General features: G+C 43.7%; 21 protein-coding genes. 5 read left to right on the forward strand and 16 right to left on the reverse strand.

Translation table 11 applies throughout. The features are described 5' to 3' along the window. Window positions 1-178 precede the first annotated feature (178 nt). The 15 genes from AM228_RS11060 to AM228_RS11120 form a co-directional block, all read right to left on the reverse strand. Window positions 179-469, reverse strand: coding sequence for a PIN domain-containing protein (locus tag AM228_RS11060; RefSeq protein ID WP_231636752.1), 291 nt, complete (start codon window positions 467-469; stop codon window positions 179-181). Between the two features lie 173 nt (window positions 470-642). After that, entirely contained in the window at window positions 643-918 is a 276-nt protein-coding gene (locus AM228_RS11065) for a hypothetical protein (protein WP_054466177.1), read from the reverse strand. A gap of 83 nt (window positions 919-1,001) precedes the next feature. Continuing rightward, window positions 1,002-1,154, reverse strand: coding sequence for a hypothetical protein (locus AM228_RS32390; protein WP_156331699.1), 153 nt, complete (start codon window positions 1,152-1,154; stop codon window positions 1,002-1,004). Continuing rightward, window positions 1,147-1,380, reverse strand: a complete 234-nt coding sequence (locus AM228_RS11070; RefSeq protein WP_054466178.1) for a UPF0175 family protein — start codon at window positions 1,378-1,380, stop codon at window positions 1,147-1,149. The genes AM228_RS32390 and AM228_RS11070 overlap by 8 nt, the downstream gene beginning before the upstream one ends. Before the next feature lie 36 nt (window positions 1,381-1,416). Beyond that, a complete protein-coding gene (locus AM228_RS11075) occupies window positions 1,417-1,584 on the reverse strand; it encodes a PIN domain-containing protein (RefSeq protein ID WP_231636753.1) in 168 nt (55 codons plus the stop codon). A 47-nt stretch (window positions 1,585-1,631) separates the two neighbouring features. Next, the gene (locus AM228_RS34170) at window positions 1,632-1,805 is read right to left on the reverse strand and encodes a PIN domain-containing protein (RefSeq protein WP_197285273.1); all 174 of its coding nucleotides are present in this window, start codon (window positions 1,803-1,805) and stop codon (window positions 1,632-1,634) included. Continuing rightward, the gene (locus AM228_RS11080) at window positions 1,802-2,032 is read right to left on the reverse strand and encodes a hypothetical protein (protein ID WP_054466179.1); all 231 of its coding nucleotides are present in this window, start codon (window positions 2,030-2,032) and stop codon (window positions 1,802-1,804) included. The genes AM228_RS34170 and AM228_RS11080 overlap by 4 nt, the downstream gene beginning before the upstream one ends. Window positions 2,033-2,122: 90 nt before the next feature. Beyond that, entirely contained in the window at window positions 2,123-2,551 is a 429-nt protein-coding gene (locus AM228_RS11085) for a DUF29 domain-containing protein (RefSeq protein WP_054466180.1), read from the reverse strand. Continuing rightward, window positions 2,548-2,676 (reverse strand): hypothetical protein, encoded by a 129-nt coding sequence (locus AM228_RS36155; RefSeq protein WP_255353185.1) that lies wholly within the window; start codon window positions 2,674-2,676, stop codon window positions 2,548-2,550. Before AM228_RS36155 ends, AM228_RS11085 begins: the two co-directional genes overlap by 4 nt. A gap of 110 nt (window positions 2,677-2,786) precedes the next feature. After that, window positions 2,787-3,710 (reverse strand): DUF2887 domain-containing protein, encoded by a 924-nt coding sequence (locus AM228_RS11090; RefSeq protein WP_054466181.1) that lies wholly within the window; start codon window positions 3,708-3,710, stop codon window positions 2,787-2,789. 68 nt (window positions 3,711-3,778) lie between these two features. Next, the gene (locus AM228_RS11095) at window positions 3,779-4,231 is read right to left on the reverse strand and encodes a DUF29 domain-containing protein (RefSeq protein ID WP_054466182.1); all 453 of its coding nucleotides are present in this window, start codon (window positions 4,229-4,231) and stop codon (window positions 3,779-3,781) included. Between the two features lie 61 nt (window positions 4,232-4,292). Further along, window positions 4,293-4,541, reverse strand: coding sequence for a hypothetical protein (locus AM228_RS11100; protein ID WP_054466183.1), 249 nt, complete (start codon window positions 4,539-4,541; stop codon window positions 4,293-4,295). 238 nt (window positions 4,542-4,779) lie between these two features. Beyond that, the gene (locus tag AM228_RS11105) at window positions 4,780-5,067 is read right to left on the reverse strand and encodes a DUF4351 domain-containing protein (protein ID WP_156331700.1); all 288 of its coding nucleotides are present in this window, start codon (window positions 5,065-5,067) and stop codon (window positions 4,780-4,782) included. Between the two features lie 274 nt (window positions 5,068-5,341). After that, complete coding sequence (locus AM228_RS11110) at window positions 5,342-6,406, reverse strand: NAD-dependent epimerase/dehydratase family protein (RefSeq protein ID WP_054466185.1); 1,065 nt, start codon at window positions 6,404-6,406, stop codon at window positions 5,342-5,344. A 548-nt stretch (window positions 6,407-6,954) separates the two neighbouring features. Beyond that, window positions 6,955-7,683: a Uma2 family endonuclease gene (locus AM228_RS11120; RefSeq protein WP_054466187.1), complete on the reverse strand. Its 729-nt coding sequence runs from the start codon at window positions 7,681-7,683 to the stop codon at window positions 6,955-6,957. A 424-nt stretch (window positions 7,684-8,107) separates the two neighbouring features. Here AM228_RS11120 and hetR point away from each other — a divergent pair, with 424 nt between their 5' ends. From hetR to AM228_RS11145, 5 genes are all read left to right on the forward strand, one after another. Beyond that, complete coding sequence (gene hetR, locus AM228_RS11125) at window positions 8,108-9,013, forward strand: heterocyst differentiation master regulator HetR (protein WP_054466188.1); 906 nt, start codon at window positions 8,108-8,110, stop codon at window positions 9,011-9,013. Between the two features lie 547 nt (window positions 9,014-9,560). Next, the gene (locus AM228_RS11130) at window positions 9,561-10,328 is read left to right on the forward strand and encodes a Tic22 family protein (protein WP_054466189.1); all 768 of its coding nucleotides are present in this window, start codon (window positions 9,561-9,563) and stop codon (window positions 10,326-10,328) included. Between the two features lie 98 nt (window positions 10,329-10,426). Beyond that, entirely contained in the window at window positions 10,427-11,332 is a 906-nt protein-coding gene (gene prmC, locus AM228_RS11135) for a peptide chain release factor N(5)-glutamine methyltransferase (protein WP_231636754.1), read from the forward strand. A gap of 208 nt (window positions 11,333-11,540) precedes the next feature. Further along, the gene (locus AM228_RS11140) at window positions 11,541-12,152 is read left to right on the forward strand and encodes an L-threonylcarbamoyladenylate synthase (RefSeq protein WP_054466191.1); all 612 of its coding nucleotides are present in this window, start codon (window positions 11,541-11,543) and stop codon (window positions 12,150-12,152) included. Between the two features lie 95 nt (window positions 12,153-12,247). Then, entirely contained in the window at window positions 12,248-13,321 is a 1,074-nt protein-coding gene (locus AM228_RS11145) for a sensor histidine kinase KdpD (protein WP_054466192.1), read from the forward strand. On the opposite strand, the gene AM228_RS11150 is transcribed toward AM228_RS11145, so the two are convergent. Then, complete coding sequence (locus AM228_RS11150) at window positions 13,266-13,754, reverse strand: GNAT family N-acetyltransferase (protein ID WP_369817713.1); 489 nt, start codon at window positions 13,752-13,754, stop codon at window positions 13,266-13,268. The two genes, AM228_RS11145 and AM228_RS11150, sit on opposite strands and share 56 nt — an antisense overlap. Window positions 13,755-14,080 lie beyond the last annotated feature (326 nt).

Genomic DNA, 14,080 nt, shown 5'->3' on the forward strand with positions numbered 1-14,080 from the left:
AGAGGAGCAGGGGAACAGAATCACGGGTAGGGTGGGCAAATTTTGCCCACCCTACTACTGCGCGGGAATGACAGACTTGCGCTGTGGTGGATTCCCAAAAGGGTTTCGGGACACAGAGGGCAAAGAAAGCGATGGATCGCACATATTTTTCTTTAAAAGAGGGCGATCGCTTTTCTCCTTACACCTGCCAATCTTCTACTCTTAACTCTGACACCCGCTCAAACTCTCTGGTATTATGAGTGACTAATGTGAGATTATTGACTATAGCAATAGCCGCGCTCGGTAAATCATCAGGGCCAATTGGCGTTCCCAAAGCGGCTAAATTACTTCTAATTTTTCCAGCTTTTTTTGCCGCTAAGTCGTCCAAAGGCAAAGAAACAAACAAATCCAAAAACTCTTGTTGTCGGGATAAATGTTTCAGGGGATTGCCACTTCTCATTGCCCCATAAAACAACTCAAATTTCACCACAGAACAAACGGCGATATCTTCTGGGTTAATCTGGCCCGCGCATTTCGATAATACGTTAATGTTTTTAACCGATAAATATCTGCCGAAATGCTTCGCCCCTACATTAGAATTAGAGAACGTCGATTTAAATAGATGGCGATGACATTAGTATCTAATAGATCAAGCACTGGGATTTATTGATGCGTGAACATTCCTTCTAATTGGTCATCTAATTCTGGAGAAACTCCAGATTCATCAATGGTTATGGGCGCGTCAGCACAACTGCCCCAAGTTCTTTCAAAAAATCCTGGTGGCCATCCTTGGTGTCTGGCTTTTTGTTCGTCCTTTGCAGTCATAGTAGGCTGAAACACCACTAAGACTTCTAATTCGGTGTTCTTTACTTCCGTTGGCATCTGCACTCTTAAAATGCCATCTTCTGGGATTGTAGTTTTTAACTGAATATTTTGCATTGTGGCTAATATCTAAATAACTACGGTTTTAGTAATCTCATGGGTAATGGGTCATTGGTCAGCCCAATCCACTCAGGCAAACTCTACCCAAATTCTATTTCAATTTCAGGGGTAATAGAGATGCGATCGCGAAGCGTTGCGGATGCAATCTCGTAAAGCAAATGTAATAGTTCTAGCTCTCCAATTTTCCTGAAAATAATCAAACAACTGGAATCAGCAATAACAACTTTAGGCATTTTGAATGTCGGCTTCTAAGTCGGCAACTAATCCACTAAAAACGGAAACATTATAATTGCCGATCGCTTCAATAAATGCTTTTTTACTTAACCCTGCTAACTCCGCTGCTTGACCTGATGTTAATGTCCCATTTTCATATAATTTTGCCGCCATCAATAATCGTAACTCTTCATCGGTTTGGGCAACCGTGTTGGGAAAATTTAACTGTAAGATGCGCTGATTCATTTGTATTCCTCCCATATATTAATCACCCAGTCAAAGTCAAAGCAACTTACCCTGGAGTTCTGCATATTGCTTAAACTTGCTGTCTGATGACATCAAATAGGCATCATGGGCGATTGCTGTGGCAATAATCAGTCGATCTTGTGGATCGCGGTGATGCTCTGGTAATTCTACGCAAATATCAGCAATTTTCGGAGTAATAGGCAACAAAAGAATCCCAGAACCATTCAACGCCTTCTCAAACCAATCAGCTATTAAGCATTGTTTGTCATGTGTTGATGGTGAAACAGCCATGCCACCTCAAAACAGCTAATCGCAGAGACCGCCACCACATCACTTAGTTCAATTTGTTCTTTTCTTTTAACTGCCAGGGAGTTAAAATCTTGATTAACCCACCACAACCAAATATGTGTATCCAGCACAATCATTGGGGAAGTTCCCAGTCACTATCTGGAACGCTATCAATAATATTACTTGCCAATATCTGAACTTTACCAGCCAGATCGGGGTGAGGAGTCCGCCGCTTAATTGAAGGTTCTGCGGGTTCTGCCAGCACGAGGAAAATTACCTCAAAATGCTGGTTGGGTGGTAATTTAGGCACATGTTTAAGATTTCCTCGCTCGTCCGTTTCTAAGATTAAACGCTGTGCTTGCATGATTGACTCCGTTTGCTGCTGCTAATTCCTTCAGGCTAATTTTGGGCAAACCATCTTGCCGCCATTGGGTGTAATCAAAGCGTGCGATTTTCAATTCGGAAAAAATTCTGCATCTAAAGTTTGTTCCCAAGTATAGGGGCAGGATTCGGGAAACTTGGTGTAGGATAAACTCGTTTCGCGCACAGCGAGGTCTAGCCCACTTTGATAAGCTAACGCCAGCGCTTCTTGCAGATAGGGTTTAAGACTAGGATTCTCTTGCAATAGAGTGAGAATTTCACGCCGTTGCGCTCGAACCGTCGCCAACCAACTATTTCCCCTTAATTCAGGCTGGTACTGCCATAAGAGTAAATGTCCCAGCAAAATCCCCAAACGATTTCTCAGTTCCTGCCGTTCTCGTCTTCCCAAGGCGGCAATTTCCTCCAGCAAATTTGGCAGATCCAACAGTTCCCATTGATGCTGTTTTAGGGCTTCCGCTTGGCGTTGTGTCCAAGCATAAAAGTCTGTCTCATAAAGACTCATCCTCTCGCCACCTCCTCTCGAACCGCGTCAGGAATCAATAACTCCTCATACAAAGAATGCCACAGTTCAAACTTTCCAATCTTAGCTAAAGCAATTAAACGGCTAGAATTGGCAACCACAATCATTTCTTTTTATCGCCCAAAAGTTTTTCTAAATTCGCCACTTCTGCCACCCTACTACTGGAGTCACGGGTAGGGTGGGCTTGCATTTTGCCACCCCTACTACTGCTGTATCCCTACAGGGAATTGTCTTGGAACCAGGAATCTAACTCCCCAAGAGATTGAAAATCCAACAAAGCCTCACCCAGAGACTCCAGTTGAGGAATCGACAGACTACGAATTTGGGAAACTTGTTCGGGACTCAGCGCCCCAAAACGGCGAGAGAGCAACCGCACAATCAGATTCGCTTCTCCCAGTTGTTGTCCTAGCTGCTCTCCTTCTTGGCGACCTTCTTGGCGACCTTCTTGGCGACCTTCTTGGCGACCTTCTTGGCGTCCAATTTGCAGCACCTCCCGATAAAAACGAGTTTGGGTCACATCTGCTTCTCTGAGATCCAACATATTGCGTATCTCCTCAATGCTCAAATTATCAAATTTATTTACCAGTAGGGGCGAACGGCCGTTCGCCCCTACGACCAAATCGAGGTATTTCTCAAAGTCTTTCTGGCTTTGGACACGGGTTAAAATCGATTTGGCGATCGCAGCAGCCTTTCGCTTAGGCATCACCACCAACTTCAGCAAGGACAAATTCGGACTGAGCTTTTCTACTGACAGTAAATCCTCTAGATACAACCGCGTGACGGAACTATCTAACACGCCTTGATAAGGAATTTTTGGCCCCAAGTCCAGACTGCGACTGCGTAGGATTAACAATCCCTGCCACGGTCTTGTAATTTTATATTGATGCAGGTAAACAAAGATTCCCGCGAAGTAGCGACCGTAAAATTCGGTGTCAGTCTTCATTTGGGCTTCGAGAAACACCAAGGGTAAGCTGACATCATTGGAGATCGGGGTAAGCAAACCATCGAGACGGATTTCTTTTTCCTTCACCACGGGCGCACTATAGTCAAATTCGCAGTCTGGGGGTACTCCCTGTAATAGTTCGGAAATTAGACTAGGTTGATTTAAGAAAATTCGGTAAAATAACTTATCTGTTTTCATCTTTTAACAGCTTTAACAGATTTCTTTAAATATCGAGAGACTACGCACTTGAGAAACTGGTCTTTTCATCAAGGCAACCATTCGGGAGAGAGAATTTCTGCTAAAGAATACGGGCAATTGTCTGGGAATATGTCTGGAGATAGCTGAGATTTCCGAATAGCATTCTTTCTAGCTTTTTGATAAATCTTATCTAGGACTTGGACACAATAGTTATAAAGAACTTTAGACTCAAATAGCAAATCTAATTCCAATCTAAAGTTATCAATTTCTGTTTCCCATCCCTTACCAGACCACTCTTTTTCCGATTCCCAGTAATCATAAAGCAGCAGGTGAATTAAAAGCCTTAACAAATAACTTTCTACTTTATGTCTTTGCTCATTTCCCAAAGCGGCTATTTCCTCAATTAAATGTTCCCAATCAACGTTTTCTAGCTCTCTATTTTGCAACTGCTTGAGAGTAATGTTTAACCATTCAGGATAATCTTGTTCATAAATTTGATAAATAACATTTACCGATGGCATTTTCTTTCCTTCTTTTTCAAATATTTAGCCTAAGTTAAATTACTTGGCATCAAAAAAGCATCTAGATTCGCTTATAAAGTTCTTCCCGCTTAAAGCAATAGTCTGGGGGCAGAACGAAACGATGCTGCGCTACCTTCGCTAAAAATTCATCCTTTCTCTTGATCTCCGCTGCTGTCTCCTCTAACTTTTCTTGCAAAACAATCACTTTCAGCCGTGGCTGTAATTGCGCCAGATATTGTGATGGAATTCCAATCATTCCATTTTCAATAGTGGCTTCAAACGAAATTGCTTCCATCATAAGATTCCCCATAATTTTTTCCTCCCTTCACCGCAATGATTCACTCTAATCTTTGTACCGACTGGTCGGAAATTCTTCGATATCTCACCCCTTGGGAATCAATGGCGATCGCTAGTCTTTTGAGGCGAGATCATTTTTTCTGTTCCTCAAAGCTATTCCGAAGGCGTGAAGCGAAGCTCAGGCGAGGGAGGCGATCGCAATAATCCAAACCTAGCCGTAGGGACACAGCAATGCTGTGTCCTCTGTGTCCCTACAGGGAATTTGCTTGCAACCAAGAATCTAACTCCCCAAGAGATTGAAAATCTAACAAAGCCTCACCCAGAGACTCCAGTTGAGGAATCGACAGACTACGAATTTGTGAAACTTGTTCGGGAGTCAGCGCCCCAAAACGGCGAGATATCTGACGCACAATCAAATTCGCTTCTCCCAGTTGTTGTCCTAGTTGTTCTCCTTCTTGGCGACCTTCTTGCCGTCCAATTTGAATCACTTCTTGATAAAAGCGGGTTTTGGTAACATCTGCTTCTCTGAGATCCAACATATTGCGTATCTCCTCAATGCTCAAATTATCGAATTTATTTACCAGTAGGGGCGAACGGCCGTTCGCCCCTACGATCAAATCCAGGTATTTTTCAAAGTCTTTCTGGGTTTGGGTACGGCTTAAAATCGATTTGGCATTGCACACAGCCCCTACACCCTACACCTCTTACCCTAAGCCTTTAACCCTGAGCCTGTCGAAGGGTCTAAGGGATGAAGGGCTACACCCTACACCCCGTCATAATGTGAAAAATGATTTTGCTCATAGATGCCAGATGTTAACTAAACATCGAGCGGTTTTGCCAACTATCATATATCTCTGTAAATATTGTCTTCAAATCTTTGCTGACTTGCCAATGGGGATAATGCGCTTGCATTTTTGCCAGATTACTATAGTAAACAATGTGGTCTCCTTCGCGAGCCCGTTCAGAATACTCATATTTCATGGGTTTGCCACTAATAGACGAAATCAGTGCGAAAGCCTCCATCATGGAAATACTATTATTCTTACCTCCCCCAAGATTATATACTTCCGCCACTCGTGGTGATTGGATAAATGAGGCGATAAAAGTGGCCACATCCCAAGCATGAATATTGTCGCGCACCTGTTTAGCCTTGTAACCATAGACAGTATAAAGCTTACCCTCAACATTGCACTTAATTAGATAGCTAAGAAACCCGTGTAGTTCTACCCCACTATGGCTAGGCCCAGTGAGGCACCCTCCCCGCAAGCAGCAGGTGGGTATATTAAAGTAGCGACCATATTCTTGAACGAGAATATCCGCAGCCACTTTAGATGCCCCAAACAGGGAGTGCTTCGACTGATCGATGGTGAAAGTTTCGGGAATGCCATCAATCCAGGGTTCTTGGGCGAACTCCCAGCGGGTGTCCAGTTCAATTAATGGTAGTTGGTTTGGCGCATCCCCATAGACCTTATTAGTGGACATATGAACAAAGGGAGACTCAGGGCAATATTGTCGAGTTGCTTCCAGCAGGTTGAGAGTACCGACGGCGTTGGTATCAAAATCATCAAAAGGAATGGCCGCAGCGCGATCGTGGGAGGGTTGGGCTGCTGTATGAACGATCGCATCTGGCTTAATGGCGGCGATCAGAGATTGAACCCCACTGCGATCGCGAATATCCAACTCATGGTGGAAAAAATTGGCAAATTGACTTTCTAGGCGTTGCTGATTCCATCGGGTACTGCCCTGAGAGCCAAAGAAGGTTTCCCGCATATTATTATCAACGCCATGAACCTGGTAGCCTTCGTGGGCGAAAAAAGTAACCACCTCACTACCAATTAAGCCACTGGAACCCGTAACCAAAATTTTTTTATTTTTCATAATTTATTTTCTAATTTATCCGAAAACTTATAATAACAATAATAACCACGATCGGTCTGGTTATCTTGAGAGAGGGTTTGGTTAAATTTGTTTGACATAAATTCAAATCTGGGGTTTCATTACGCTCTATTGGCAATCATTATAAGGGATTCGCTGTTACGCTGCTTCGCTTGATGCCCCTGGGTGAAGATGGACGTGCAGGAGAGTGCTATCCCGAAGGCGATCGCATCATTGATATCTAGGGTGTAGGGTGTAGGGAACAGGGTAAAATAATTAACAATTGACCATTAACTTATGAAAATTGATTTTGAAAATCACAAAGGCATAGTGATTTACACGATTTCCTTTAATTCATGTTACTCTGGGAAAAAACTCGGAGCTAAAATTTGTCCGATTTCAAGGGGAAAAGATTTGGCAAATATCGTCTCAGGCAGATTGGTTTATCGACCGGGCGTACAATTGCGGGATTTACTGATTTCGTCCTCCCCGCCCCCAAATTTTACTAATTTTTAGTCAATTTGAGGGCGGGGGAAACCAGAAAAAAGTAATTATTTCACTTCATCCGCATTGATACCCGCCTGTTGCAACAGTTGTTTTAGGCGAGCAATTTCGACCTCTGCGGAATCGGCGCGTTGTTTTTCTTGTTCGGCGCGTTGTTTTTCCTGTTCGGCGCGTTGTTTTTCCTGTTCGGCGCGTTGTTTTTCCTGTTCGGCGCGTTGGGTCAACTCAACAGTTGTCAGAAAGCGCTGACCATCAGGGTAATAAATGGCTAAGGTATCTGCTTCGAGGACAAAACGAATCCCCAATCGAGGGCTAGTCCAGTCTGATACATTTTCTAAAAATGTGAGATTTCCTTCTTGTCGCTGTAATCCGGTCAAATGATTGCGATCGGGGTCATAAATGTAATATTCCTCGACCCCATAGCGCTCGTAAAACTGCAACTTCTTGGTCATTTCCTTGAAGGTATTACCAGGGGATAAAATCTCAAAGACCACTTGGGGGGCGATATTTTCCTCAACCCATTGGCGATAAGACCCCCGGTCTCCTTTGGGGCGGCCAAAAACTACGAATACATCTGGGGCAACGCGAATGTCTGGTCGTCCCTCTACGGGATACCAAAGCAAATCTCCGGCTACAAATACTTCAGCATTTTGGGCAAATAAACATTCTAGATTTTCTTTGATTAAAACAATCCAGCGAAATTGTTGGGTATTGTCTGCCATTGGTTGTCCATCGCTATCGGGATAAATGATGTTACGGTCTAAAGAGAGTGTCATAGGCTTTATCTTCTCTGGGTTCTAGTTTGATTTTAGGCGATCGCATCCGTGGTGTCGGCGGATCTGGGATCTGGGAAGCTTTTGGGCGATCGCCCTAAAAGCTCATGGGATTTTTAATGATTCAAAAGCAACTGATTCTGTTTTTCTTTGCTACACTTGAGGAAAGAATAAAACCAAGGATGCCTTACGTGCATCTCAAATTTATTTAATGCAAATTTTCCGTAAATTGTAACTTTTACGGAAAATGGCAAACAGGGAAAATGTGATAGGATCCCAAATGGGTTTCCAAATCCAAGATCATCATCAAAGCAACAAGGTGCAGCTACTGATCGGTTCCCCTATAGCCAAAGCAAGGTAATTTAGCCTAGCAATTGGCTTATAGTGCTAGAAACTGGGTAAAATCAGCAACTCAAAGGAAGCGGCAATGAGTAACGACCTCGATCTGATCAAAAGTCTTAGCCCCAGCGCCATGGATCAGATCATGTTATACCTGGCATTCAGTGCCATGAGAACAAGCGGGCACCGTCACGGAGCATTTCTGGATGCGGCAGCCACCGCTGCTAAATGTGCAATTTATATGACCTACATGGAGCAGGGTCAAAACCTGCGGATGACAGGTCATCTGCATCATATTGAGCCTAAGCGGGTTAAAGCAATTGTCAAAGAAGTTCAGCAAGCCCTGACTGAAGGAAAACTGTTAAAAATGTTGGGTTCCCAAGAACCTCGCTATTTAATTCAGTTTCCTTATATCTGGCTAGAACGCTATCCTTGGCAACCGGGGATGGCCAGAATTCCGGGGAATAATCTAACCAGTGATGAAAAACGGTTGTTAGAGAAAAAACTTCCCCAATATCTGCCAGATGCTCAAGTGATTAACTCGTTCCAATTTATGGAACTGATTGAATATTTGCATAATCGCGCTCAAGAAGTGTTCCCACCGGAGCGACAAATGCCTCTGAGTGAAGCACTCGCAGAACATATCAAGCGCCGATTAATCTACTCCGGGACGGTGACTAAAATCGATTCACCTTGGGGAATGCCCTTTTTCGCCCTGAGTCGCTCGTCTTACTCCCCTCCGGACGATCAAGAGCGGACTTATGTAATGGTGGAAGATACTGCACGGTACTTTAGAATGATGAAGGACTGGGCAGAAAAACAACCCCAAGTGATGCGAGTGATCGAAGAACTCGATATTCCTCCAGAACGCCATGAACAAGCGATGGAAGAATTGGATGAAGTCATCCGCGCTTGGGCTGATAGATACCATAAACCCGGAGGAAAGCCGATGATCCTGCAAATGGTTTTTGGGGAAAAGGAAGACGATATATAAATGTAGGTATCTGGGAAGTTGATAAATGTGGACAAATAGAGATGAGCCTTTCCTCAATTCTATTTCTTAACTTCCCAGGCAAAATTAGCTTGACTTATACAAAAGTGTTGATCAGAGGAATCCTCAGATAAAGGGAACTCTGGCGGAATTACCCCAGTCTGTCTGTAGTGACTCATGCATAGGTATCTTGAATCAGAATACGGAAATTATCTATCCCTTGATGCATCCGGTGATTCGAGAAAATTTACTCAAAATTAAAAAAATTAAATGGGTCAGGTCTGTCAACAGCCACAAAAATTGGTGGACAAAAGTTTATCATTGAGAGGTGGCACTGCATCGGCAATCTTTCTTGTAGGTTTTACTGTTTCCCCAGAATTGACTCATTTTTGCGGAATCAGTCTGGCAATAACTGATGTCTCGATCAAGTGAAGCACCGGGAAAATCTCATCCCAGGGTTGAAAAAACTGACAAATTCCATGAATTTGATTCAAGTTATAGAACAGTCGTCATCAAAAATAGGTAAAAATAGGTAAAAATAGGTAAAATTATGAAAAAATTACTGCGCTGGGGCGCCATGTTTGGTTTCTTGACCAGTACATTAGTCGGGGCATCTTTTCTGGGTAATCTGCGGGCGATCGCTTTGCCGCAAGAACAGATTATCAAAAAGCTGATTCCGGTTCCAGTATTTACTATTACCAACTCACAAGGTTCACCGCTGTTAGCGTCGGTGAGTCAGGATAATAATACTACATCGGTTGCTGGAGTATTTATTAGCAAACAAGATGCGGATAATTTTGTTCAGCAGCTATTAAGTCAAAATAATCCGAATTTGAGTGATGTCCGGGTAACTCCTGTTTCCCTGGCGGAGATTTACCAAATGGAACAAGCAAGTGAAAATAATCCTGAAGAAGCCGTTGTATTTGACTATGTACCGACACAGACACAAGTTCAGTCAGCTTTACAAGTGCTTCAGAATAACGGTGAGTCTCCGGATAACTTTAGTGGAGTTCCTTTGTTTTTGGCCACAGGTGGTGCTGATAACGGTTATTTGACTATTCAACAAGGCAACAATCAAATTATTCCCTTGTTTTTCCAAAAAGAACAGTTGCAAACGATGTTAAATCGTTTAAGAGAACAACAGCCAGATTTGGCGGCTTCGGTGAAAATTCAAGTGGTCAATCTTGAGGGAGTGATTAATCTGTTGGAAACTAGCAACGCTCAGGAATTAAATCAGATTGTGTTAATTCCCCCCCAAGAATCTATAGATTATATTCGCTCTCTGCCAAATCAACAGCCAAACCAACAATCGAACTAATTAATCGAACTAATTAATCGAACTAATTAATCGAACTAATTAATCGAACTAATTTATCGAACTAATTTATCGAACTAATTTATCAAGGGCGATCGCGAGTGGTAATTGTATCTGGATTAGAACTGTGGCAGTGGTGTCAAGAGGCTCGTTCTCAGGCAGCGGAGTTTAATGTCCCCCTGCAAGAGATAGATTGGCTGCTGCAAACAGTGGCGGATTTGGAAAAGTTGGAGTTACGGTTGCAATCTTTTAAAACGCGATCGCAGATTAATATGCAAATCCCTCTGATCCAGTTAACTCAGCTTTGGCAACGACGACTTGAAGAACGTTTGCCGGTTCAGTATATCGCCGGGATCACCCCCTGGCGAAACTTTTTTTTGCAGGTCAGCAATGCGGTGCTGATTCCCCGTCCAGAAACCGAATGTTTAATCGACCTGGCGATCGCCGCTGCTCACGATCAGGTAGATCCCCGATCTATTTCAGAAATCCCAGAACAGTGGGCAGACTTGGGCACTGGCAGTGGGGCGATCGCCATTGGATTAGCGGAAGTATTGACAAATGCGACAATTTATGCAGTGGATATATCCGCAGCAGCATTGGCGATCGCCCAAAAAAATGCTCAAACTCTTGGGTGGTCAAACCGGATTCACTTCAATCAAGGCTCATGGTTTGAACCATTACAGGCACTTCGAGGTCAACTCAATGGCATTGTCAGCAATCCCCCCTATATTCCCAGTCAGATTGTTCCCCAACTGCAACCGGAAGTCGCCCACCATGAACCGCACCTAGCCCTAGATGGGGGTGCGGATGGACTAGATTGTATTCGCCATTTAATTAACCAAGCCCCAGACTATTTACAACCAGAGGGCATTTTGCTATTTGAAATGATGGCTGGTCAGGCCGCAGAAGTGAGACAATTATTAAACAGCCAAGGCAGCTATCAAAAAATTACCATTCACCGGGATCTCGCGGGCATAGAAAGATTTGCCTTGGCGTATCGAAAATAAATCAAAAAATCTAATTGAATTTTATCTATCTGGAGATTCAGCGCATCAAAACCCTCAATCCCTCTAATTTTCAATATAATTTTCAATATATAATTTTCAATTCGGTCATGCCTAATTCTCAAATGTTTGGCCAATGACTGATTCATAACGGCAAAAAGCCTATTATGATCAAACTGTAAATAAGAAATCGTTTCTGAATCACCGATTGATGAGTCAAGTTTCTCTAACCGAACTAATTACTCAGGCGAAATCTGGAAATCTTGTCAGCTTTCCTACAGATACAGTCCCCGCATTAGCAACCCTCCCGGATCAAGCAGAGTTAATTTTCGCAGCGAAACAGCGTCCGGCGGATAAACCACTGATCTTAATGGGGGCAAGTCCTGAAGACCTTTGGCCTTATGTCAGTGGTACGGCGGCAGAACGAGAGATTTGGCAGCAAACCGCCAAAACCTACTGGCCTGGATCCTTGACTTTGGTTTTACCGGCATCAGAGATCGCGCCAAAAGCCATGAACCCGATCGACCCCAGCACCTTGGGAATCAGAGTCCCTAACTGTGAACTAACTTGCCAAATTCTGGCGGCAACAGGCCCAATGGCGACCACAAGTGCCAATCGAAGCGGAGAACCGCCCCTAACGACGATGGCAGAAATTGCGGCAGCGTTCCCAGAAGTTTTTACTTTGAACGGGGATAAAAGAAAATCCGGATCGGGATTACCTTCGACGGTGGCTAAGTGGACTGGTGAGGGTTGGCAAATTTTGCGTCAAGGATCTGTGAATTTAACCCAGAATTTAACCCACCGCTCGGAAAATGATCTCTGAGTAGCGGAAAATTACATTGGCAATCTTAAACAAAGACGATGGATGGCAACATCCAAGCATCTTTATTCAATTAAATTAATCAGGATAAATCGATTATGGATTGGAGTAACTTGGTGAATCTGGCTGTGGGTCTGGGAGTCGGCTTTAGCTTGGGCTGGCTATTGGGTTCTCGGCGTTTACTCAACCCCAGGAAAGGACAAAAAATTATCGAGCCCTCAAACCCGTTTGCCTTCAGCCCCGTTTCAGAAGCCCAAGTTTCTCTGCCTGCCGTCGATCCATCACAAACTCAGTTAATTGCCGATCTGAAAGCACAGGTTAAACAATTGACGCTTGATTATTACATGGCCCAGCAAATGTGCCAGTTTAAAGCCGGGTTTTTGGCTAGGGTGACTCACGAGTTGCGATCGCCTTTGAATGGCTTGATTGGTACACATCAGCTAATTTTGTCGGATCTGTGCGATTCTCCAGAGGAAGAAAGAGAGTTTTTAGCTAATGCCAATATCTCTGCGGTCAAAATGATCGATATGCTCGATAAAATATTAGATGTTTCCCGAACTGAATCGGGGAAAAGTCCCATTAAACTGGAACCGTTGCAATTAGCCGAAGTTTTTGAGGAAGTCCGTTATCTCAGCGAGATGCAAGCGGCTAATCGGAATATTCCTCTAAAAATCGTCCTTCCAGACCCAAATATTTATGTCCTGGCCGATGAGCAATGGCTGACCCCTGTGCTGGTCAACCTGGTAGAAAGCGCCATTACTCCCGAAGAACTCGGTAGTATTTCGGTCTCAGCCCAAGTTGATCAATATTCGGAGCAAATTCATATTTGGATTGAAGCCCCTCGTCCCCATGAAAGTTGGACAGAGGCCTTAGATTTACTGACCAAAGAACTGAATCGAGGCAGCAAAGCGTCCAACTCTGGGGCGGCCAAAAAATCCCAGTTCAATATTTTAACTGAGGGGCAGCCGCCGAGGGAGTTTAATCCTCAAGACCCTTTAGAACTTAATCCTCATGTTTCTGCGGGTCTTAACTTAGTGATGACTTGTAGCATCCTGGATCTAATGCAGGGGCGGTTAGAAATTCTCGAAACCCCTGCGGATGCTGAAGATCCTAATCTCACCAGGATTCAATGCTCACTTCCCTTGGTGCCTCCACCGCCGGAATCGGATTAAACTCAGGCTGATTGTATAGAACCATTGTGGTGGTGGAATTTTCCTCAAATCCAATCCGCTCATAGAAACGCTGTTGATGGGTGGTCATTAAATATACCCGTTCTACTCGATTCATCAATGGGTGACTGAGGACTGTTTCCACGAGCTTTCGTCCCAAACCGACTCCTTGATATTCTGGGTGAATCACCACATCCCATATGGTGGCTCGGTAGACTCCATCGGAGGTAGCGCGGGCAAATCCAATTAGACGCTGGCGATCCCAGACGGTGACGACTGGGTTACTATGGGCGATCGCCACGGCTAAACCTTCTAATTCTCGTTTTTTTGCCCAAAAAGCTGTTATTTCAAATAAGGATTTCAGTTGATTCAGATCAACTGATGCGTGACCTTCGCGAAATTGGATGTGACTGCAATCCCTTCTCATCTTTTTAATGGTTGAACCTCAAGTGAATCAGAAAACTTACCACGTCAAACAATCGCTAAATTTTGATTTTTAGCTTCAAGCGCCCCTGTTTGACCGGATAATTAATTTAGCGTCGAATCGAGAAATCATTCAGAGAATGCTCTGAAGATTTCGGTGCTTAATATCAATGAATATCAGACTAAATGGCTCAATATTCTTTAGAGAAATAAAACTATACTTACCGGGTATTGTTGCCAGTAATATAGGCTAAACGTAGCTCTAAACAACTTTAATTTTGGGATCAAAATTATTTCTCCAGAAAACCAATGATCTGTTCTTAGGCTTACAGCTAGTTA

The organism is Planktothricoides sp. SR001, from assembly GCF_001276715.1.
Taxonomy (GTDB): Bacteria; Cyanobacteriota; Cyanobacteriia; order Cyanobacteriales; family Laspinemataceae; genus Planktothricoides; species Planktothricoides raciborskii.

Coding starts and splice junctions, on each gene's coding strand:
- AM228_RS11110 (WP_054466185.1), bottom strand. CDS start 6,406: ATGAAAAATAAAAAAATTTTGGTTACGGGTTCCAGTGGCTTAATTGGT.
- AM228_RS11130 (WP_054466189.1), top strand. CDS start 9,561: ATGAAAAAATTACTGCGCTGGGGCGCCATGTTTGGTTTCTTGACCAGT.
- AM228_RS34170 (WP_197285273.1), bottom strand. CDS start 1,805: ATGATTGTGCTGGATACACATATTTGGTTGTGGTGGGTTAATCAAGAT.
- AM228_RS11145 (WP_054466192.1), top strand. CDS start 12,248: ATGGATTGGAGTAACTTGGTGAATCTGGCTGTGGGTCTGGGAGTCGGC.
- AM228_RS11120 (WP_054466187.1), bottom strand. CDS start 7,683: ATGACACTCTCTTTAGACCGTAACATCATTTATCCCGATAGCGATGGA.
- hetR (WP_054466188.1), top strand. CDS start 8,108: ATGAGTAACGACCTCGATCTGATCAAAAGTCTTAGCCCCAGCGCCATG.
- AM228_RS11100 (WP_054466183.1), bottom strand. CDS start 4,541: ATGGGGAATCTTATGATGGAAGCAATTTCGTTTGAAGCCACTATTGAA.
- AM228_RS36155 (WP_255353185.1), bottom strand. CDS start 2,676: ATGATTGTGGTTGCCAATTCTAGCCGTTTAATTGCTTTAGCTAAGATT.
- AM228_RS11095 (WP_054466182.1), bottom strand. CDS start 4,231: ATGCCATCGGTAAATGTTATTTATCAAATTTATGAACAAGATTATCCT.
- AM228_RS11090 (WP_054466181.1), bottom strand. CDS start 3,710: ATGAAAACAGATAAGTTATTTTACCGAATTTTCTTAAATCAACCTAGT.
- AM228_RS11070 (WP_054466178.1), bottom strand. CDS start 1,380: ATGAATCAGCGCATCTTACAGTTAAATTTTCCCAACACGGTTGCCCAA.
- AM228_RS11140 (WP_054466191.1), top strand. CDS start 11,541: ATGAGTCAAGTTTCTCTAACCGAACTAATTACTCAGGCGAAATCTGGA.
- AM228_RS11080 (WP_054466179.1), bottom strand. CDS start 2,032: ATGCAAGCACAGCGTTTAATCTTAGAAACGGACGAGCGAGGAAATCTT.
- AM228_RS11105 (WP_156331700.1), bottom strand. CDS start 5,067: ATGTTGGATCTCAGAGAAGCAGATGTTACCAAAACCCGCTTTTATCAA.
- AM228_RS32390 (WP_156331699.1), bottom strand. CDS start 1,154: ATGCCTAAAGTTGTTATTGCTGATTCCAGTTGTTTGATTATTTTCAGG.
- AM228_RS11085 (WP_054466180.1), bottom strand. CDS start 2,551: ATGAGTCTTTATGAGACAGACTTTTATGCTTGGACACAACGCCAAGCG.
- AM228_RS11065 (WP_054466177.1), bottom strand. CDS start 918: ATGCAAAATATTCAGTTAAAAACTACAATCCCAGAAGATGGCATTTTA.